This is a genomic window from Tessaracoccus pujii, from assembly GCF_055326215.1.
Window position 1 is genome coordinate 13,632 of the sequence record NZ_JBUZNP010000004.1, and the last position, 18,505, is coordinate 32,136.

The 18,505-nt window shown below is 68.3% G+C and carries 26 protein-coding genes; 5 read left to right on the plus strand and 21 right to left on the minus strand.

The window, feature by feature from the left end; all coding sequences use genetic code 11:
* Positions 1-109 precede the first annotated feature (109 nt).
* The 7 genes from rplQ to infA form a co-directional block, all read right to left on the minus strand.
* Entirely contained in the window at positions 110-661 is a 552-nt protein-coding gene (rplQ, locus tag ACZK5N_RS06405; RefSeq protein WP_459020248.1) for a 50S ribosomal protein L17, read from the minus strand.
* A gap of 35 nt (positions 662-696) precedes the next feature.
* Positions 697-1,719: a DNA-directed RNA polymerase subunit alpha gene (locus ACZK5N_RS06410; RefSeq protein ID WP_459020249.1), complete on the minus strand. Its 1,023-nt coding sequence runs from the start codon at positions 1,717-1,719 to the stop codon at positions 697-699.
* Positions 1,720-1,965: 246 nt separating this feature from the next.
* The gene (gene rpsD / locus ACZK5N_RS06415) at positions 1,966-2,571 is read right to left on the minus strand and encodes a 30S ribosomal protein S4 (RefSeq protein WP_459020250.1); all 606 of its coding nucleotides are present in this window, start codon (positions 2,569-2,571) and stop codon (positions 1,966-1,968) included.
* A gap of 30 nt (positions 2,572-2,601) precedes the next feature.
* Entirely contained in the window at positions 2,602-3,012 is a 411-nt protein-coding gene (gene rpsK / locus ACZK5N_RS06420) for a 30S ribosomal protein S11 (RefSeq protein WP_459020251.1), read from the minus strand.
* 35 nt (positions 3,013-3,047) lie between these two features.
* Positions 3,048-3,422, minus strand: a complete 375-nt coding sequence (rpsM, locus tag ACZK5N_RS06425; protein WP_459020252.1) for a 30S ribosomal protein S13 — start codon at positions 3,420-3,422, stop codon at positions 3,048-3,050.
* A 246-nt stretch (positions 3,423-3,668) separates the two neighbouring features.
* The gene (gene rpmJ / locus ACZK5N_RS06430) at positions 3,669-3,782 is read right to left on the minus strand and encodes a 50S ribosomal protein L36 (protein ID WP_020575560.1); all 114 of its coding nucleotides are present in this window, start codon (positions 3,780-3,782) and stop codon (positions 3,669-3,671) included.
* A 260-nt stretch (positions 3,783-4,042) separates the two neighbouring features.
* Positions 4,043-4,264, minus strand: a complete 222-nt coding sequence (gene infA, locus ACZK5N_RS06435) for a translation initiation factor IF-1 (RefSeq protein ID WP_068749455.1) — start codon at positions 4,262-4,264, stop codon at positions 4,043-4,045.
* Between the two features lie 121 nt (positions 4,265-4,385).
* On the opposite strand from infA, the gene ACZK5N_RS06440 reads away from it, so the two are divergent.
* Positions 4,386-4,673: a YciI family protein gene (locus ACZK5N_RS06440; RefSeq protein ID WP_459020253.1), complete on the plus strand. Its 288-nt coding sequence runs from the start codon at positions 4,386-4,388 to the stop codon at positions 4,671-4,673.
* On the opposite strand, the gene ACZK5N_RS06445 is transcribed toward ACZK5N_RS06440, so the two are convergent.
* Positions 4,674-6,053 carry a family 4 glycosyl hydrolase gene (locus tag ACZK5N_RS06445; protein WP_463624703.1) on the minus strand — a complete coding sequence of 460 codons (1,380 nt, stop codon included), beginning with the start codon at positions 6,051-6,053 and terminating at the stop codon, positions 4,674-4,676. It abuts the gene before it with no gap.
* 115 nt (positions 6,054-6,168) lie between these two features.
* Here ACZK5N_RS06445 and ACZK5N_RS06450 point away from each other — a divergent pair, with 115 nt between their 5' ends.
* The 4 genes from ACZK5N_RS06450 to ACZK5N_RS06465 are packed head-to-tail and all read left to right on the plus strand — an operon-like array spanning position 6,169 to position 10,407.
* Positions 6,169-7,539 (plus strand): ABC transporter substrate-binding protein, encoded by a 1,371-nt coding sequence (locus ACZK5N_RS06450; protein ID WP_459020255.1) that lies wholly within the window; start codon positions 6,169-6,171, stop codon positions 7,537-7,539.
* 2 nt (positions 7,540-7,541) lie between these two features.
* Positions 7,542-8,453: a carbohydrate ABC transporter permease gene (locus ACZK5N_RS06455; RefSeq protein ID WP_463624704.1), complete on the plus strand. Its 912-nt coding sequence runs from the start codon at positions 7,542-7,544 to the stop codon at positions 8,451-8,453.
* The gene (locus ACZK5N_RS06460) at positions 8,450-9,259 is read left to right on the plus strand and encodes a carbohydrate ABC transporter permease (protein WP_463624705.1); all 810 of its coding nucleotides are present in this window, start codon (positions 8,450-8,452) and stop codon (positions 9,257-9,259) included. The genes ACZK5N_RS06455 and ACZK5N_RS06460 overlap by 4 nt, the downstream gene beginning before the upstream one ends.
* Positions 9,256-10,407, plus strand: coding sequence for a carbohydrate kinase family protein (locus ACZK5N_RS06465; protein WP_459020258.1), 1,152 nt, complete (start codon positions 9,256-9,258; stop codon positions 10,405-10,407). The genes ACZK5N_RS06460 and ACZK5N_RS06465 overlap by 4 nt, the downstream gene beginning before the upstream one ends.
* Positions 10,408-10,410: 3 nt before the next feature.
* On the opposite strand, the gene ACZK5N_RS06470 is transcribed toward ACZK5N_RS06465, so the two are convergent.
* The 13 genes from ACZK5N_RS06470 to ACZK5N_RS06530 all read right to left on the minus strand — a co-directional run bounded on the left by ACZK5N_RS06470 (position 10,411) and on the right by ACZK5N_RS06530 (position 18,501).
* A complete protein-coding gene (locus ACZK5N_RS06470) occupies positions 10,411-11,388 on the minus strand; it encodes a neutral zinc metallopeptidase (RefSeq protein ID WP_459020259.1) in 978 nt (325 codons plus the stop codon).
* Complete coding sequence (locus ACZK5N_RS06475) at positions 11,358-12,290, minus strand: neutral zinc metallopeptidase (RefSeq protein ID WP_459020260.1); 933 nt, start codon at positions 12,288-12,290, stop codon at positions 11,358-11,360. The genes ACZK5N_RS06470 and ACZK5N_RS06475 overlap by 31 nt, the downstream gene beginning before the upstream one ends.
* A gap of 9 nt (positions 12,291-12,299) precedes the next feature.
* Positions 12,300-12,665 carry a DUF1707 SHOCT-like domain-containing protein gene (locus tag ACZK5N_RS06480; protein WP_459020261.1) on the minus strand — a complete coding sequence of 122 codons (366 nt, stop codon included), beginning with the start codon at positions 12,663-12,665 and terminating at the stop codon, positions 12,300-12,302.
* Between the two features lie 57 nt (positions 12,666-12,722).
* Entirely contained in the window at positions 12,723-13,541 is an 819-nt protein-coding gene (map, locus tag ACZK5N_RS06485) for a type I methionyl aminopeptidase (RefSeq protein ID WP_459020262.1), read from the minus strand.
* Positions 13,538-14,119, minus strand: coding sequence for an adenylate kinase (locus ACZK5N_RS06490; RefSeq protein ID WP_459020263.1), 582 nt, complete (start codon positions 14,117-14,119; stop codon positions 13,538-13,540). The genes map and ACZK5N_RS06490 overlap by 4 nt, the downstream gene beginning before the upstream one ends.
* A complete protein-coding gene (gene secY, locus ACZK5N_RS06495) occupies positions 14,116-15,429 on the minus strand; it encodes a preprotein translocase subunit SecY (RefSeq protein WP_459020264.1) in 1,314 nt (437 codons plus the stop codon). Before secY ends, ACZK5N_RS06490 begins: the two co-directional genes overlap by 4 nt.
* A 193-nt stretch (positions 15,430-15,622) precedes the next feature.
* Positions 15,623-16,063, minus strand: coding sequence for a 50S ribosomal protein L15 (gene rplO, locus ACZK5N_RS06500; protein ID WP_459020265.1), 441 nt, complete (start codon positions 16,061-16,063; stop codon positions 15,623-15,625).
* Positions 16,063-16,245: a 50S ribosomal protein L30 gene (gene rpmD, locus ACZK5N_RS06505; RefSeq protein ID WP_459020266.1), complete on the minus strand. Its 183-nt coding sequence runs from the start codon at positions 16,243-16,245 to the stop codon at positions 16,063-16,065. The genes rplO and rpmD overlap by 1 nt, the downstream gene beginning before the upstream one ends.
* Entirely contained in the window at positions 16,245-16,850 is a 606-nt protein-coding gene (gene rpsE, locus ACZK5N_RS06510; protein ID WP_459020267.1) for a 30S ribosomal protein S5, read from the minus strand. The genes rpmD and rpsE overlap by 1 nt, the downstream gene beginning before the upstream one ends.
* 26 nt (positions 16,851-16,876) lie before the next feature.
* Positions 16,877-17,260: a 50S ribosomal protein L18 gene (gene rplR / locus ACZK5N_RS06515; RefSeq protein WP_459020268.1), complete on the minus strand. Its 384-nt coding sequence runs from the start codon at positions 17,258-17,260 to the stop codon at positions 16,877-16,879.
* Positions 17,260-17,802 (minus strand): 50S ribosomal protein L6, encoded by a 543-nt coding sequence (gene rplF / locus ACZK5N_RS06520; protein ID WP_459020269.1) that lies wholly within the window; start codon positions 17,800-17,802, stop codon positions 17,260-17,262. Before rplF ends, rplR begins: the two co-directional genes overlap by 1 nt.
* Positions 17,803-17,830: 28 nt before the next feature.
* Complete coding sequence (rpsH, locus tag ACZK5N_RS06525) at positions 17,831-18,235, minus strand: 30S ribosomal protein S8 (RefSeq protein ID WP_459020270.1); 405 nt, start codon at positions 18,233-18,235, stop codon at positions 17,831-17,833.
* Between the two features lie 80 nt (positions 18,236-18,315).
* On the minus strand, positions 18,316-18,501 hold the full coding sequence (locus ACZK5N_RS06530) for a type Z 30S ribosomal protein S14 (RefSeq protein ID WP_459020271.1): 186 nt from the start codon (positions 18,499-18,501) through the stop codon (positions 18,316-18,318).
* Between the last annotated feature and the right edge of the window lie 4 nt (positions 18,502-18,505).

Here is an 18,505-nt window from a genome sequence, read left to right on the forward strand (position 1 = left end):
TCGCTCAACCTTATCGGCGCGGAGCGACGGGACTGAAACCGGGCCCGGTTGGCCGGACCCCGGACAGCGTTGAAGGGGCCCCCGGAGGGACCCCTTCAACGCTCAGCCACTACTTCGCGTCGGTCTCCGCGACCTCAGCCTCGTCCGCCGCATCCTCGACCACGACCTCGTCGGCAGCGGCCTCCTCGACCTCGGCCTCGGCGGCCTCGTCGACAGCAGCGTCCTCGGACTCCGCGACCTCGGGCTCGGCGGCCACAGCTGCCGGCTTGGCCTCGGCCTTGGCGGCCTTCGGCTTCGCCACGACGGGCTCGGTGATGATCTCGATCACCGCGAGGGGCGCGTTGTCGCCCTTGCGGTTGCCGATCTTGGTGATGCGGGTGTAGCCACCCTCACGTCCCTCAAGGGTGGGCGCGATCTCGTCGAACAACCGACGCACGACGTCCTTGTCCGTGATGGACGTGAGCACCAGGCGGCGGGCGTGGAGGTCACCGCGCTTGGCCTTGGTCAGCAGCTTCTCGGCCAGCGGCTGCATGCGGCGGGCGCGCGTCTCCGTGGTGGTGATGCGGCCGTGCTCGAAGAGCTGGGTGGCGAGGTTGCGCAGGATGATGCGCTCGTGGGTGGGGCTGCCGCCCAGACGAGCGCCCTTGGTTGGCTTGGGCATGAGTCAATCTCCAGTTGTGTGCGGTGTGTGGGCGGTCAGTACTGCTCGGTCTCGGCGAAGTCAACGTCCTCGTCGTTGTCCTCGTCGTACCGCTCGATGGCCTGCATCGGGTCGAAACCGGGGTGCGAGTCACGCAGAGCGAGGCCGAGTCCGGCCAGGGTCTCCTTGACCTCGTCGATGGACTTCGAGCCGAAGTTGCGGATGTCGAGCAGGTCCTCTTCGCTGCGGGCCACGAGCTCACCCACGGTGTGGATGCCCTCACGCTTGAGGCAGTTGTAGGAGCGCACCGACAGTTCGAGATCCTCGACGGGGAGGTTCAGCGACTCCGCGATCTGCTCGTCGACGGGCGACGGACCGATCTCGATGCCCTCGGCGTCCGTGTTGAGCTCGCGGGCCAGGCCGAACAGCTCCACGAGGGTGCGGCCGGCGGAGGCCATGGCGTCACGGGGCGCGATCGACGGCTTGGTCTCGACGTCGATGATCAGCCGGTCGAAGTCCGTGCGCTGCGCAACACGGGTGGCCTCGACCTTGTAGGTCACCTTGAGCACCGGCGAGTAGATCGAGTCCACGGGGATGCGGCTGATCTCGGCGTCGGGGTTCTTGTTCTGCACGCTGGAGACGTAACCGCGGCCGCGCTCGACCACCAGCTCCATCTCGAGCTTCCCGCTGTCGTTGAGCGTGGCGATGTGCAGCTCCGGGTTGTGGATCTCGACACCGGCCGGGGGCTGGATGTCACCGGCGGTGACGGTGCCGGCACCTGCCTTGCGCAGGTACATGACCACCGGCTCGTCCTCCTCGGAGGACAGCACGAGGCTCTTGATGTTGAGGATCATCTCGGTGGCGTCCTCGACGACGCCCGCCAACGTGGAGAACTCGTGCTGGTTGCCCTCGATCTTGATGCTGGTCACCGCGGCGCCAGGGATGGAGGAGAGCAAGGTGCGTCGCAGCGAGTTGCCGAGCGTGTAGCCGAATCCGGGCTCCAGCGGTTCGATGATGAACCGCGACCGGTACTCGGAGACGACCTCCTCGGCGAGGGTGGGGCGCTGTGCAATGAGCATATTCGTTAATCCTTCCCGCACCGACCGCAATTTGAGGGTGCGAAGCACGGGGGCTACGGCCGCCGTGCGCCCACGCTGCACCATGCAGCGCGGCCTGTATTCACTTGTTTCCGACAGTGGCACCCCTGTGACCGCTCCGCTCGCGGAGCCCGGTGAACCGCGACGAAGTCGCCTGGTTCACCGGAACAGCTAGCCGCGCGAGCGGAGCGAGCACGTTGGGGCCCACGGGGGCGAAGCCCCCGTGCGTTACTTGGAGTACAGCTCGACGATCATCTGCTCCTGGACGTCCACCACGATCTGCTCGCGGACGGGGAGCTGGTGCACGAGGATGCGCATCCGGTTGGGACGCGCCTCCAGCCATGCGGGAACCGAACGGTCGCTGTGGGTCTCACGTGCGATCACGAGCGGCGTCATGGTCAGCGACTTCTCGGCGACATCGATGATGTCGTGCGCGCGGACGCGGAACGACGGGATGTTCACGCGCTGGCCGTTGACCAGGAAGTGACCGTGCACGACGAGCTGGCGGGCCTGCCGACGCGTGGAGGCGAAGCCGGCGCGGTAGATCACGTTGTCCAGACGCGACTCGAGGATCTGAAGCAGACGGTCACCGGTCTTGCCGGGGGAACGGTCGGCTTCCTCGTAGTAGCGGCGGAACTGCTTCTCCAGGACGCCGTAGGCGAACCGGGCCTTCTGCTTCTCCTTGAGCTGCAGCGAGTACTCGGAGTCCTTGGTTCGGCCGCGGCCGTGCACACCCGGGGGGTACGGACGGCGCTCGAAGGCCTTGTCATTGCCGACCAGGTCAGTCCCGAGACGACGGGACTTCTTGGTCATGGGGCCGGTGTAACGAGCCATTATCTATGTGTCCTTTTCTCTCTCAGGCGATCAGACGCGACGGCGCTTGGGCGGGCGGCAGCCGTTGTGCGGCGTCGGGGTCACGTCAGAGATGGCGCCGACCTCGAGGCCGACGGAGCCGAGCGAGCGGATCGCGGTCTCACGACCGGAGCCGGGGCCCTTGACGAACACGTCGACGCGCTTCATGCCGTGCTCCATGGCACGACGACCAGCGGCCTCGGCGGCCATCTGCGCGGCGAACGGCGTGGACTTGCGGGAACCCTTGAAGCCGACGGTGCCGGCAGAGGCCCACGAAATCACGGCACCGGTGGGATCGGTGATCGAGATGATGGTGTTGTTGAACGTGCTCTTGATGTGCGCCTGTCCGGCCAGCACATTCTTCTTTTCCTTGCGGCGCACCTTTGTTTTGGAGGCGGCCGCCTTGCGGCTTGCAGTAGCCATTGAGTCTCTCTCCTAAGTCCTGCAGAGGGGCGCGGTTAGCGCGCCTTCTTCTTGCCAGCGACGGCCTTCTTCTTGCCCTTGCGAGTGCGCGCGTTGGTACGCGTGCGCTGACCACGGACCGGGAGACCACTGCGGTGGCGACGGCCCTGGTAGTTGCCGATCTCCACCTTGCGGCGGATGTCGGCGGCAACCGTACGGCGGAGGTCGCCCTCGATCTCGTAGTTGCCTTCGATGTGGTCGCGCAGGGCGACGAGTTGGTCCTCCGTCAGCTGGTGGACTCGGGTGTCGCCACTGACTCCAGTGGCGGCGAGGGTTTCAGCGGCCCGGGTCTTACCGAGACCGAAGATGTAGGTGAGTGCGACTTCCAGGCGCTTTTCACGCGGAAGATCAACACCGACGAGGCGTGCCATCAGGCGGTTACCTTTCTCAAGTTTCGGTCCTGACTCACTGCTGAGCCCGGTCGCGGACCGCGAAGGTGTGTGGCGTGACGCGTCCCCGCCGCCTGTGGTGCTCTGTGCACCGACGGGGCCCTGGCCTTCGCCCAGGGGTGGGGACCCCGGAGGGTCCTTGCAATCACGTTGATTTCAGTTGTCGGCGGAGTGGGCGATCGACCCGTCCCGCGGTGTTCTGCGTACCAGGGGCCTGGTGGCCCCGGGTCAGCCCTGACGCTGCTTGTGGCGCGGGTTCTCGCAGATCACCATCACACGACCGTGCCGGCGGATGACCTTGCACTTGTCGCAGATCTTCTTGACGCTCGGCTGAACCTTCATTCGAGCAACCTTTTCAATCGGCGACTGGGAGCGCGGACGCGCCCAATCTTGTGGTGGATGTGCTTGGCCGCAGAGCCGGGCACGCGTGCGTGACCGGGCATAGACGACCGACGCACCACTCTACGCGACGGGGTCACGGTTCGCCAAAACGGGTGGTGCCGGGACGGTCTCCCCCGCCTGCGCGGCCCGGGCATGAAAAAAAGGGCGCCGCCGTCACCGGCGATGCCCTTCCCAGTGGGGTGCGGCCGTGGCCGCAGCGCTCACTTGTGACGGTAGACGATGCGACCGCGCGTCAGGTCGTAGGGGGACAGCTCCACGACGACGCGGTCCGCGGGCAGAATGCGGATGTAGTGCTGGCGCATCTTGCCGCTGATGGTCGTCAGGACCTTGTGGCCATTGGCCAACTCCACGCGGAACATCGCGTTGGGCAGGGCCTCGACCACGGTGCCCTCGAGCTCGAGGGCTCCTTCTTTCTTCGCCATGTACTCTCTTTCATTACCCCGGCTCACCCACTGCGCGCCGGACAGTACCAATCGGACATTCTACGCTGCCGCCCTCGCTAGGCCAAACATCGCCGTCTCCGTTGGTGGATACGCTGTGCCCATGAGCTACTTCGCCGTGCAGTACACCTACGCAGACGACACCGCCGGCCTCGACGCCGAGCGCCCGAGCCACCGCGCCTACCTCTCCACGCTCCTCGACGGGGCCCTGGTGACCAGCGGGCCCTACGTCGGCAGCAGCCTCCCCGGCGCGCTGCTGATCTTCAGGGCGGAGTCGGCGGACGAGCTCGAGGCGCTGCTGGACCGCGATCCGTTCTGGACGGCGGGGCTCGTCGCGGAGCGCTCCGTCGAGGAATGGAGCCCGGTCCTGGGGAGTCTCTCCGCGGGCTGATCAGCCCTGCAGCAGGGCCGCGATCGACGGGTGCGCCGCGGTGTAGCCCTCGAGGAGCGCCCTCCCGAGCCGCGGTGACCCCACCAGCGGGTGGATGGAGAATCCTTCCCACGCCTTCTCGGGGCTCCCGGTCAGCGCAGCCTCGGCGATCGCCTGCTCGGATGCCCGCAGCGTGCCCATCTGGCCGAGCTGCTGGAGGGTGAGCGGGGCCACGGGCAGGGGATGGACGCCCGACGCGTCGACGACGCACCCCACCTCCACGACCACGTCGTCAGGCAGGCCGGCCGCGGTGCGGACCCCGTCGGTGCGGTTGGCCACGTCGAGAATCATCCGCTCGGGCTCCCCCGTGGCCAGCGCCGTCATGAGCCGCAGGGCCACCTCCTGGTAGCCGCCTCCGGCCACGTCCTCGTCGCGCCGGGCCTCGTCGGCATCGCGGGCCTCGGCCATGTAGGAGGCCTCCCGCTCGCGGAGCGCCTCGCGCCACAGGCCGAGGGGGGACTCGCAGCACGCCACCTCGTCGTAGAACCGGCCCTGCTGGCGGTGCAGGTACTGGCCGCGGGTCTGGCTGGAGTCCCGGATGGTGCGGATGGCCTCGTCGGTCTTCCAGTAGTAGTACAGGTACTCGTTGGGCAGGGCGCCCATCGCCCGGACCCACGGCTTGCCGAGAAGCCGGGCCTCCTCGACGCCTTCCAGCGCCTCGTCCGAGGCCAGGAGCCCGGGAAGCCTGTCCACGCCGTCGACGCTCACCGACCGCAGCCACCCCATGTGGTTGAGCCCCACGTAGTCGTAGTCCACACGGTCGCGGTCGTGCTCGAGGGAGACCCCCAGCAGCCGCGACACCCGCTTCACCAGCCCGATGGGCGTGTCGCAGATGCCGACCACCCGGTCACCGAGAACCGCCCGCATGGCCTGGGTGACGATGCCCGCGGGGTTGGTGAAGTTGATCGTCCACGCCTCCGGCGCGACCTGCGCGATGACCTCCGCCACGTGCCTCATCACGGGGACGGTGCGCAGCGCGTACGCCAGGCCGCCGGGTCCGACCGTCTCCTGCCCCAGCAGGCCGAGATCGAGCGCGACGCGCTCGTCGCTGATCCTCCCCTCCGCCCCGCCCACCCGGATGGCGGCGAACACGAAGTGGGCGCCGGCGAGGGCGTCACGCAGGTCCGTGGTGACGCGCACGCGCGGCGGGTCCACCAGGCCCCGGGACTGTTCGGCGACGACGCGCCCGATGGCGTCCAGCCGGGCGGCCGACGTGTCGTAGAGCACCACCTCCGTGATGTCGACGGCGGGCCGACCGGCGGCCGCCAGGGCGTTGGTGGCCACGGCGTCGTAGATCAGCGGCACGCGGAAGCCGCCGCCACCCAGGATCACGAGTTTCATGACGGTGTGGACCTCCCGATCGCGCATGGCCTCCCGCCCGGAGACTCGCCAATGCGGGGTTCACAACCATGTCTTTAGTGGCAGTATCGAGCATATAGATGTCCGAGGAGGGACCATGACGCTTCGCCCGATCAACCGCCGCCACTTTCTCCACGGTGCCGGACTTGCCAGTGCCGCTGTGCTGGCCGCGTGCGCCCCGGGAGACTCACCCGCTCCCGCCACCACCGCCTCCGGGAGCGCACCGGCTCCCGCGCAGACCGACCCCGCCGCGCTGGGCGACGTCGAGCTCGTGGTGTGGGACCAGGAGGTTCGCGGCAGCCAGAACGACGCCCTCGTCGCGCTGATCGCGGCGTTCGAGGAGAAGTACCCCAACATCACGATCACCCGCACCAGCCAGTCGTTCGACGACCTCAAGGCCCAGGTGTCGCTCGCGCTCAGCGGCAACGACGTCCCCGACGTCGTGCAGGTCAACAACGCGCGGGGCGACATGGGCCAGTTCGTGAAGGCCGGACAACTGCTGGACCTCAGCCCCTACGCCACCCAGTACGGCTGGGAGGACCGCTTCCCCGCCTCCGTGCTCGGCAAGGTGCGCTACTCCACCGACGCCACGACCTTCGGTGACGGCAACCTCTACGGCCTCCCGCAGACCGGCGAGATCGTCGGACTGTTCTACTCGCAGGCAAAGCTCGACGCCATCGGCGGCCAGGCCCCGGAGACGTGGGAGGACTACCTCGCCCTCCTCGACGCGGCCAAGGCCGCCGGCGAGCAGCCGATGGTGCTGGGCAACATCGAGAAATGGCCCGCGCTGCACGTGTTCGGCCCCCTGCAGGCCCACTACGTGGAGCCCGACACGATCGTGCAGCTCGGCATGGGCAACGCGGGCGCCACCTGGACCGACGAGGCCAACGTCGCCGCCATGGAGCAGTTCGCCACCTGGGGCGCGGAGGGCAACTTCGGCACCTCCCCCAACGGCCTGGACTACGACGCCGCGTGGACCGAGTTCACCCAGGGCACTGGCGTCTTCCTCCCCGGCGGCTCCTGGCTGGCCACCGACATGGAGGCCGTCGTGGGTGAGGATCTGCGCTTCATGGCCCCGCCACCTGCGGTCGACGGGACGCTGGCCACCACCGGCGGCACCGGCATCCCCTTCTCCATCCCCGCCAAGGCGAAGAACCCCGTCGCCGCGGCCGCCTACATCGACTTCATCACCAGCGAGGAGGCGATGCAGGTCATCGCCGACAACGGAGGCATGCCGGTGCTCCGCACCGCCGAGCTCGCGCCGGCGTCGGGCGTGCAGAAGGACATCTACGAGGCCTTCGACAAGGTCTCGCAGGAGGGCACCCTGCTGCCCTACCTCGACTACGCGACCCCGTCGTTCAGCGACACCGCGGGCACCGGACTGCAGGAGGTCCTCGGTGGGCAGAAGTCGCCGACCGATGTGCTGGCTGATTTCGAGGCCGACTATCAGGCGTTCGTCGGCGGCTGAGCATGCGAGCCGCGACGAGGAGGCGGGGCAGGCCGTCGGCGGTCGTCCAGGGCCGGGTGACACCGTACCTCTACATCCTGCCCGCCTTCCTGGTCTACGGGCTCTTCCTGCTGTACCCCCTCGTCAGGGCCGCTCAGTTCTCCCTGTACGACTGGCCAGGGTTCGGACCCTCCCGGTTCGTGGGGCTCGGCAACTACGCCGACCTCCTCGGCGACAGTCGTTTCCTCGACGCGATCGCCCACGCCCTGACGCTGATCCTCTTCTACTCGATCATGCCGCTGGCGGTCGGCCTGGTCCTCGCCGCCATCCTGCGACGCGGCCAGGTGCGGGGCCTGGGCTTCTTCCGCGTGGTCATCTTCATGCCCCAGGTCATCGCCCTGGTGGTGGTGGCGGTCGCCTGGCACCAGATCTACTCCCCCAGCGGCATCCTCAACGACGCCCTCGCACTGCTCGGCCTCGGCCACCTGGCCCGCGGCTGGCTGGGTGATCCCACCCTCGCCCTGCCCGCCGTCGGCATGATCGGGTTCTGGCTGTCGACGGGCCTGGTGATGCTCCTGCTGCTGGCCGGCATGGGCCGAATCCCCAACGACCTGTACGAGGCGGCGCGGCTCGACGGGGCCGGGCCCGTGCGTGAGTTCTTCGCGATCAGCCTCCCCAGCGTCAAGGCCGAGATCACCACAGCCCTGGTGCTCACGGTCATCGCGGCGCTCAAGACCTTCGACCTCGTCTACGTCACCACCTCCGGCGGTCCGGGCACCGCCACCACCGTGCCGTCCTACGAGGTGTACAACCGGGCATTCAACCTCAAGGAGGTCGGCTCCGCATCCGCCGTGGCCATCGTGCTCACCCTCCTGGTGTTCGGCATCAACGTCGTCATCTCGCGCATCGGTGAGGAGAGGGTGATCGGGCGATGAGGGTCGGTGCGGGTGAGAAGGTGCTCAACTACGTGGTCCTGACGCTCTTCGCGGCGTACGCGCTGTTTCCCATCCTGACGATCGCGCTCACCGCGCTGGGCCCACAGAGCCGCGTGACGACGCCTGGCCCCCACTTCTCCAACATCGCCGACGCCTGGGAGATCGGCGGCTTCGCCGAGGCGCTCACCCGCTCACTCATGGTCGCGGTACTGGTCATGGGCGCGGCGCTGACCCTGTCGGTCCTGGCCGGGTACGCGTTCGGCACCATGCGCTTCACCGGCTCGACTGCGTTGTTCTACCTCTTCCTGCTCGGCCTCATGGTGCCGGCCGAGGCCATCATCATCCCGCTGTTCTTCGACCTGCGGACCGTGGGCCTCACGGACACGATCTGGGCCGTCGCGCTTCCCCAGATCGCGCAGTCGGTGGCGTTCGGCACGTTCTGGATGCGCGCCCAGTTCCGGGCCCTTCCACCCAATCTGATCGAGGCGGCCGCCATCGACGGGGTCACCGGCATGAGCACCCTGTGGCGGGTGGTCGTGCCGCCGTCGCTGCCGTCGATCGCCACTGTCGCGGTCCTGATGTTCATGTGGACGTGGAACGAGTTCCTCATTCCGCTGATCATGAGCCCGGGGGCCCGGTGGCGCACCGCCCCGCTCGGGCTGGCCATCTTCAAGGGCCAGTACACCGCGGACAACGCGCTGATCGCGGCGGCCGGGGTCATCATCGCCGCGCCCATCATCATCGTGTTCCTCCTGCTGCAGCGCTACTTCATCACCGGCATGCTGGAAGGAGCGGCCAAGGAATGACCGAGCACGACCACCCCCTGAGCAGCGACGTCACCGTGTGCGAGGAGTGCTCCCCCTGGGATCCGCTCGAGGCGCGGCGCAGCGCCGGCGATCCCCCGCTGGACGTCCTCACCACCGGCACCATCTTCTTCGACATCATCTTCACCGGTCTCCCCAGGCTGCCGGAGCCGGGGGAGGAACTGTACAGCGCGGGCATGGGCTCCTGCCCGGGCGGGATCGCCAACCTCGCGACGGCGGCGGCCCGGCTGGGCCTGCGCACAGGGCTGGTGGCCGGTTTCGGTGACGACGCGTACGGAGACTGGATGTGGGACACGCTGAGCGGGCAGGAGAAGATCGACCTCAGCGCCTCGCGTCGGTTCTCCAACTTCCACTCCGCGCTCACGGTGTCCATGGCCTTCCACGACGACCGTGGCATGGTCACCCACATGCATCCGCTGCCGGAGTCGCTGGAGGCGGACCTGCTGGCCGCACCGGCGGCCCGATCCGCCACCGTCGATCTCAGGAGTCCCGCCCCCTGGTGGAAGACTCTCAAGGACCGCGGCACGCTGATCTTCGCCGACGTGGGGTTCGACGAGACGGGGCACTGGGACCAGTCCGTCCTGCGCCTGCTCGAGGACTGCCACGCCTTCACCCCCAATGCGGTCGAGGCCCTGCATTACACGCGCACGGACAGGCCCACCGACGCCGTCCGCAGGCTGGCCGATCTCGTGCCCCTCGCGGTGGTGACCGACGGCGTGCGGGGCTCCTTCGCCATCGACCAGGCATCCGGCGAGGAGGCGTACTGCCCCGCCGTCGCGGTCGACGCCATCGATCCCACCGGTGCCGGGGACGTCTTCGCAGCCTCCATCCTGCTCGGCACCCTCGCGGGGTGGCCGCTCGAGGACCGCCTACGCTTCGCGGCGTTGAGCTCGTCCCTGGCGGTCAGGCAGTTCGGCGGATCGCTGGCGGCGCCAGGCTGGGGCGACATCGCGGACTGGTGGCGGCTCAACTCCGCCCGCGCCGCCGACGGCGACCTCAAGGCCGCCTACGTGCTGCGCGACTACGGCTTCCTCCACGATCTGCTGCCGGACCATCCCGTCCAGGGCGTCAGGAGGGCGCGCGGCACGTTCGCGATGGCATCCGACGCGGGGGCGAGACACCCGCACTGAGGGTCAGTCGACGTCGGCCGGGTCAGCCGTCCAGGTGTTGCAGTTGCCCAACGTGTCCGAGTAGAGCCCTCGCATCCCCCAGGAGGCCATCGAGTCCCGTGAGCCGTGGATGCCGTCCTCGATGACGGCACGCAGGTACGGCTCGAAGGAGTCGTAGACCTCGCGCGTCATCGTGAAGGACGAGTCCCGCGCGATCATCGCGTACGCAAAGCAGGTGGCCTGCAGTTCCAGGCGCCGCGCGGCCTCGTTGCCACCGGCCACATTGACTTCGGCGACGAACATCCCCGCCTCTGACTGCAGGTGGTGCCCGTACTCATGGCCGGCCATGTCCTTGACCCCGAAGTCGTGCCAGCTGGCCCCGTTCAGGGTGGCCTCGCCGAAGTAGATGGCGCCGCCCTGGGCGGAGCAGTAGAGGGCCGGGGCGGATACCTCACCACAGGGCGTGTCCACGGTGTCGCCGCCGTAGAAGTAGACCGGAACATCGCCCGTGCTGTGGCCGAGGGAGGCCATCGCGGGCCTCCATGCCGCCTGGATGCAGTCCATCTGGGCCACCGCCGCCTCCTCCAGTGCCGTCATGGTGGTCACGCTGGAGGGTTCGGGGCACCCGCGCATCGGGGGAACCGCTGTCGCGTACAACGGGTTCTGCTGCAGCGTGACCCAGTCCGGGTCCGTCGAATCGGGGGCGGGCAGCTGCGGCCACTCCCGGGCGGGTAGGCCGCGTTCGTCGGGCTGCGACGGTGCGACGGTGGGCGCCGCGCTGGGCGGCGGGGGCTCTTCGGGAGGATCCGACTGCACCGCCGAGGGAGGCCGCGCCGAGACGAGATCCGACAGGGCCCCCATCACGGACGCGACCGCCAGCAGACCCACCCCGGCGAACACAAGGAGCACCACCACCAGCACCCCGCCGGTGCGGGACCGTCGGGGCTGCGGCGGTGGCCACCCTCCGGGCGTCACGACACCAGCTCCGGCGCCGCGACCCACGTGTTGCAGTCTCCGAGCGTCTCGGCATAGAGCCCCCGGGCCCCCCAGTGCCGCATCGAGTCCCGGCTGCCGTGGACCCCGTCCACGAGCATGGTGTCCAGCCGGGCCTGCCAGGACGCCAGAGTCACGTCGTTGAAGGGCACCGCCGGGTTGTGGATGGTCATCAGGGCCGACCAGCAGGTGGCCTGGAGCTCCGCGCGGCGCTCCATCTCGGCCGACGGATCGAGGCTGATCTTCACGGCCGTGATCCCAGCGAGGTGCTGCAGATGGTGCCCGTACTCGTGGTTGACCATCTCGTTGACGGCCAGATCCCAGGTCTGGGCCATGTGGAAGTGGCCGTCTCCGAAGTGGACGGTCCCCTCGCCGGTGGAGCAGTAGAAGGCCGGGGCCTCCAGGTAGCCGCAGTCGCTGGCCGTGCCGGCGCCGTCGAAGAACTCCAGGGCCGGCTGCGCGTCGGGCCAGCCGATCTGCCGGAGGGTGGGCTGCCACGCGGCGTGGAGGCACTCCCACTGGCTCCTGACGGCGGCCTGCCAGGCCTCCCGCGACGCCGCGACACCCGGCGGTGGGCATCCGATCAAGGTCGCGGGCCGCACGTCATCGAGGGCGGTCCGCTGCGCCGCCGCCCAGGGGGACGCGGGGTCCGCGGGTGGCAGGGGCGCCCAGGACCGGTCGGGCAACATCCACTCGGCTGCTCCGGGCAGCGGGGCGGGGGACGCGATCACGGTCGCCGACGGCGACGTGGCGGCAGGTGCCGCGTCCGTCGAGGGCCACGAGCGGGACGCGACGGTGAAACCCGCGACGGTGAGCGCGGCGGCGACCGTCACGGCCAGTGCCGCGACCCCCACCTTCATCGCCGGCGTCATGCCCGGCTCGGGCGGCTCGTGATGCCATTCCTGCGTCACGGCACCTGCTCAGAGGAAGGCGACCATCAGCAGCAGCACGAGGATGCTCACCAGCGCCACCCCGACGACACCGACACCGACGGCCAGAGGAAGGAGGTTCCGGGACTCGGAGACCCGCCCCGCCGGAGTGCTGCCGCCCCGCGCCACGATGGCCGGCACCTCGGCGACGGCGGCGGGCAGCCGTTCGATGACCGGCACGAGGTCCCCCAGCGAGTGGGCGGCGTAGACCACATCCATCGCCTCGGCGTACTGCTCATGGGTGATGCGCCCGTCCGCGAACGCACCGTTGAGGCGAGCGGTCAGCGACTCGCGTTCCCGCTCGTCGACGGGGTCCGCTGCCCGCTGCAGGTACTTGGAGGACGGAGGGAGCGCCATGGGGCCATCATAGGCCGCGCCGCAAGCACCGGGCCCGCGTCCGACGGGGTGGGGCGCTCAGTCCGCCAGCGGCCCGAACAGGTCGCCCAGCCGCTCGGCACCGCCGTCGGGTTCGGTCAGCACCCAGAGGCCGTGCTCCGTGAGCGCCACCGTGTTCTCCCAGTGGGAACCCCGCGACGCATCCCTGCTCACCACGGTCCAGCCGTCGTCCAGCTCCAGCGTCTGATGCAGACCGGTGGTGAGCATCGGCTCGATGGCCAGAGCCATCCCCACCGCCAGCTTCGGGGTGGGGCGGCGGCGGTGCCAGTTCGGCACGTCGGGTTCCATGTGCATCTCCGAGCCGATGCCGTGGCCCGTGTACTCGCGCAGCGTGCCGTAGCGCACGGGCAGCGTCTTGACGTAGTCCTCGATGGCGCGCGAGACGTCACCCACCCGCCCACCGGCCCGCATGGCGCGGGCTCCCGCCCACATCGCCTCGCGGGTGGCCTCGATCAGCGCGACGTCCTCCGGGGCCGGCGCGCCGACGACGACGGTGCGGGCCGCGTCACCGTGCCAGCCCTCCACGATCGCGCCGAAGTCGATGGACACGACGTCGCCGTCTGCGAGCACCCGCTCGCCCGGGATACCGTGGACGAGCACGTCGTTGACGGAGATGCAGGCCACCCCGGGGAACCCGTTACCCCAGTCCGAGCCGTAGTCCAGGAACGAGGACTCCGCGTTGTTGCGGGCCAGGACGTCGCGGCCGATGGCGTCCAGTTCACCCGTGGTGATGCCGACGTCAGCGGCGCCGCACATGGCCTCCAGCCCAGCGGCGACCACCAGACCGGCCTTACGCATCAGGCGCAGCTCCGCGGCAGACTTCAGCTCGATGCTCACGGCGTGGTACCGGTGTGGGCGTCGACCATGTCGAACATGCGCTGCTGCACCTCGTCGACCGTGCCGGTGCCCTCGACGTCGACGAGCAGGTTCTTGTTCTCGTAGTGGAAGAGCAGGGGCGCCGTCTGGCCGGCGTAGACCTCCATGCGGCGGCGGATGGTGTCCGCGTTGTCGTCCGCCCGGCCCTCCTTCTCCGCGCGCGCGAGCAGGCGCTGCACCAGGGCCTCGGGCTCCACGTGCAGCGAGACGACGGCGTCGAGCTGCTCGCCGCGGCCGGCGAGGTAGCGGTCCAGGAAGTACACCTGGTGCATCGTGCGCGGGAAGCCGTCGAGCAGGAAGCCCGGCTCGCAGTCCGCGTCGCCGAGCCGGTCCGCGACGATCTCCTCGGTCACATCGTCGGGCACGTACTCCCCCGCGTCGATGATCTCCTTGACCTTGATCCCCAGCGGCGTCTGGGTCTTGATGTGATGCCTGAAAATGTCGCCCGTCGAGATGGCGGGGACGCCGTAGCGCTCGGCGAGTGCCGTGGCCTGGGTCCCCTTCCCTGCACCGGGGGCGCCCATGATCAGCAGCCTCATCGCAGGAACCCCTCGTAGTTGCGCTGCTGCAACTGGCTCTCGATCTTCTTGACGGTGTCCAGGGCCACGCCGACGATGATGAGGATGGAGGTGCCGCCGAACGGGAAGTTCTGCTGCGCACCCACCGCCATGAACGCGATGGTGGGGATCAGAGCGATGGTGGCGAGGTAGAGCGAGCCGGGAGCCGTCAGCCGAGACAGGACATAGGCCAGGTACCGCTCCGTGGGCTTCCCCGCACGGATGCCCGGGATGAAGCCGCCGTACTTCTTCATGTTGTCCGAGACCTCCTCCGGGTTGAAGGTGATGGAGACGTAGAAGTAGCAGAACGCGATGATCAGGAAGAACTGCGTCAGGTTGTACACCCAGGACTGCGCACCCTGGCCGGTGAAGTTCGCCTGGATCCACTGAGACACGACGCCGTCGGGCCTGAAGGTCGAGTACAGGACCGGGAGGTACAGCATGGAGGAGGCGAAGATGACCGGAATGACGCCGGACTGGTTGACCTTCAGCGGGATGTAGGTGGTGGACCCACCCACGAGGCGACGGCCCACCATGCGCTTGGCGTACTGCACCGGGATCCGCCGCTGACCCTGCTCCACCCAGATGATGCCCAGCATGACCAGCAGGCCGATGCCGATGACGAGGAAGAACAGGAACCAGCCCGTGACGCCCTCGTGGCTCTGCTTGATGGACCACAGGCCGGAGGGGAAGCTGGCCGCGATCTGCGTGAAGATCATGATGGACATGCCGTTGCCGATGCCGCGCTCGGTGATCAGCTCACCCATCCACATGATGATGCCGGTGCCGGCTGTCATCACGAGGACCATGGTGATGAGGGGCAGGAGCTCATCGGTGTAGAGGATCCCGTCACAGCCCTGGAACAGCTGCCCCGTGCGGGCGAGCGTGACGAACGCCGTCGCGTTGAGGACGGCCAGCACGAGGGTGAGGTAACGGGTGTACTCGGTGATCTTCTGCTGACCGGTGCCGCCCTCCTTCTTGAGGGCCTCGAGCTTCGGGATCACCACCGTCAGGAGCTGGAGGATGATCGACGCCGTGATGTAGGGCATGATGCCGAGCGCAAAGATCGTCAGCTGCAGTAGCGCGCCGCCCGAGAACAGGTTGATCATCGAATAGATGCCGGCGGAGTCCCCCTGCTCGGCCAGCGCCAGGCACTGGTCGATGCGCGAGATGTTCACATTGGGCGACGGGATGGTCGATCCCAGACGGAACACGACGATGATGCCCAGCGTGAAGAGGATCTTCTTGCGAAGATCCGGGGTCTTCAGCGCGTTGGCCAAGGCGGAGATCATCCGGCCCTACTTTCGGTTCGTTGACAACACGGCACAGTGCGCAGGAGGCACGGCAACCAGGGAAGCCTATCAAGCGGGCCACGGGCGCCAAAACGCCGGAGGCCGCGGTGAGCAGCTCGGGAACAAGGCCGACGGGGTGGGCCCGGAGAGTCCGAGCCCACCCCGTCGGTGGTGAATATGCGGTGGAACCGATTCAGAGTTCGGTCACCGAGCCGCCGGCGGCCTCGAGCTTCGCCTTGGCGGAGCCGGAGAACGCGTGGGCGGTCACGTCGAGCGCCACGTCCACGTCACCGTTGCCGAGCACCTTGACGAGGTTGCCGGAGCGCACTGCGCCGGCGTCCACCAGGTCCTCGATGCCCACGGAGCCGCCCTCGGGGAACAGCTCGGCGAGACGGCCGACATTGACGATCTGGAACTCCACCCGGAAGGGGTTCTTGAACCCCTTCAGCTTCGGGAGGCGCATGTGCAACGGCATCTGGCCACCCTCGAAGTTCGCCGGCACGTTCTTGCGTGCACCGGTGCCCTTCGTGCCGCGACCGGCGGTCTTGCCCTTGGATCCCTCACCACGGCCGACACGGGTCTTCGCCGTCTTGGCGCCCGGTGCCGGACGCAGGTGATGCAGCTTGAGCGTCATCACTTCACCTCTTCCACGGTAACGAGGTGGGCCACGGTGCGGATCATGCCGAGCACCTCGGGGCGGTCCTCGCGGACCACCGAGGCGCCGATGCGATTCAGCCCGAGCGTCCGCAGCGTGTCACGCTGGTTCTGCTTGCCGCCCACCCCAGACTTTGCCTGGGTGATCTTCAACTCAGCCATCAGTGAGTCACCCCTTCCCTGGCAGCGCGGAGGAGCGCCGCCGGGGCGACGTCCTCGACCCGCATGCCGCGACGATTCGCCACGGCCTGCGGCTCTTCGAGCTGCTTGAGCGCCTCCACCGTGGCGTGCACCACGTTGAGGGCGTTCGACGACCCGAGCGACTTGGCGAGCACGTCGTGCACGCCCGCACACTCGAGCACGGCGCGGGCCGAGCCACCGGCGATGACGCCGGTACCCGGGGACGCCGGGCGCAGCATGACCACGCCGGCGGCCTTCTCGCCCTGGACCGGGTGCGGGATGGTGCGCTGGATCAGCGGCACGCGGAAGAAGTGCTTCTTGGCCTCTTCCACACCCTTGGCGATAGCGGCCGGCACCTCCTTCGCCTTGCCGTAGCCGACACCGACCATGCCCTCGCCGTCGCCGACGACGACCAGTGCGGTGAAGCTGAAGCGACGACCACCCTGGACGACCTTCGACACGCGGTTGATGGTGACAACGCGCTCGAGGTACTTGCTTTCTTCCTTGGGAGCCTGGCCACGACGATCGTCACGGCCACGACGCTCACCGGTCGCGCCGCCACCGCGGCGCTGTTGGGTCTCACTCATCGTGAAAAACCTTTCCTTTCGTCGAGTTAGAAGCCGAGCCCGGCCTCGCGGGCGGCATCGGCCAGAGCCGCAATCCGACCGTGGTACTTGTTACCTGCACGGTCGAAGACGACCTGCTCGACTCCGGCGGCCTTGGCGCGTTCGGCGATCAGTGTGCCGACCTTGCGCGCCTTCTCCGACTTGTCCGCCTCGACGCCGCGCAGGTCGGCCTCCATGGTGGACGCGGACGCCAGCGTCGTGCCCTGGACGTCGTCGATCACCTGAACGAACAGGTGTCGCGACGACCGGCTGACGACGAGACGGGGACGCTCGGCCGAACCGTTGATCTTCTTGCGCGCACGCAGCTGCCGACGGGCGCGGGACGCCGTCTTGGGAGCCAGCCCCTTGCGGTTGCTGAGCGAGATGGCCATTACTTACCAGCCTTTCCGGCCTTGCGGCGGACGTGCTCGCCCGCGTAGCGGACGCCCTTGCCCTTGTAGGGCTCAGGCTTGCGGAGCTTGCGGATGTTGGCCGCGGTTTCGCCAACAAGCTGCTTGTCGATGCCCTGGACGCTGAAGCGCGTGGGGGTCTCGACGACGAACGTGACGCCCTCAGGGGCGTTCACGACGACGGGATGCGAGAAGCCGAGAGCGAACTCGAGCTGCTGCGGGCCCTTGGCCATGACGCGATAACCGACGCCGACGATCTCGAGCTTCTTCTCGTAGCCCTCGGTCACCCCGACGATCATGTTGCTGACCAGGGTGCGGGTGAGGCCATGGAGGGACCTGCTCTCGCGCTCGTCGTTGGGACGCGCGACCTCGAGTAGGCCCTCTTCGTTCCTGTCGATCGTGATCGGCTCGGCCACGGTCAGCGTCAGGGCACCCTTGGGGCCCTTGACACCGACGTTGCGGCCATCGAGCGACACGTCGACACCGGACGGGATGGCGATGGGGAGTCTGCCAATGCGAGACATAACTGTTTCTCTCCTTACCTTCGCCCGGTCACCAGACGTAGGCGAGGACTTCGCCGCCTACGGCTTTGGCGTTTGCTTCACGGTCCGTCAGAAGCCCCTGGGAGGTCGAGATGATGGCGATACCCAGACCGCCCAACACCTTCGGCAGCTCGGTGGCCTTGGCGTAGACACGCAGGCCGGGCTTGCTGATGCGACGCAGTCCCACAATGGAACGCTCGCGGGAATCGCCGTACTTGAGGGTCACCTTGAGCGTCTTGCCGACCTGGCCTTCGACATCTGCCAGTTCGTAGCTCGCGATGTAACCGTTGGTCTTGAGGATCTCGGCGATACCCACCTTGATCTTCGACGACGGCATGGACGTCGAGTCCAGGAACGCCTGATTGGCGTTGCGGACACGCGTCAGCATGTCAGCGATCGGATCAGTCATCGTCATGACTTATTGCCTCTTTCTCGCGCCGGTTTCCGGGGACCCGGACCTGTCGCAACTTGGAATCGTGGTGGAAGTGTGTCCGGTCACCAGGACGACTTGGTCACGCCGGGCAGCTCGCCCGCGTGCGCGAGGTCGCGCAGGCAGATGCGGCAGAGCCCGAACTTGCGGTAGACCGAATGGGGCCTGCCGCACTTCTGGCAGCGGGAGTAGGCGCGCACACCGAACTTCGGCTTGCGGGACTGCTTGACCTTGAGTGCTGTCTTTGCCATGGGT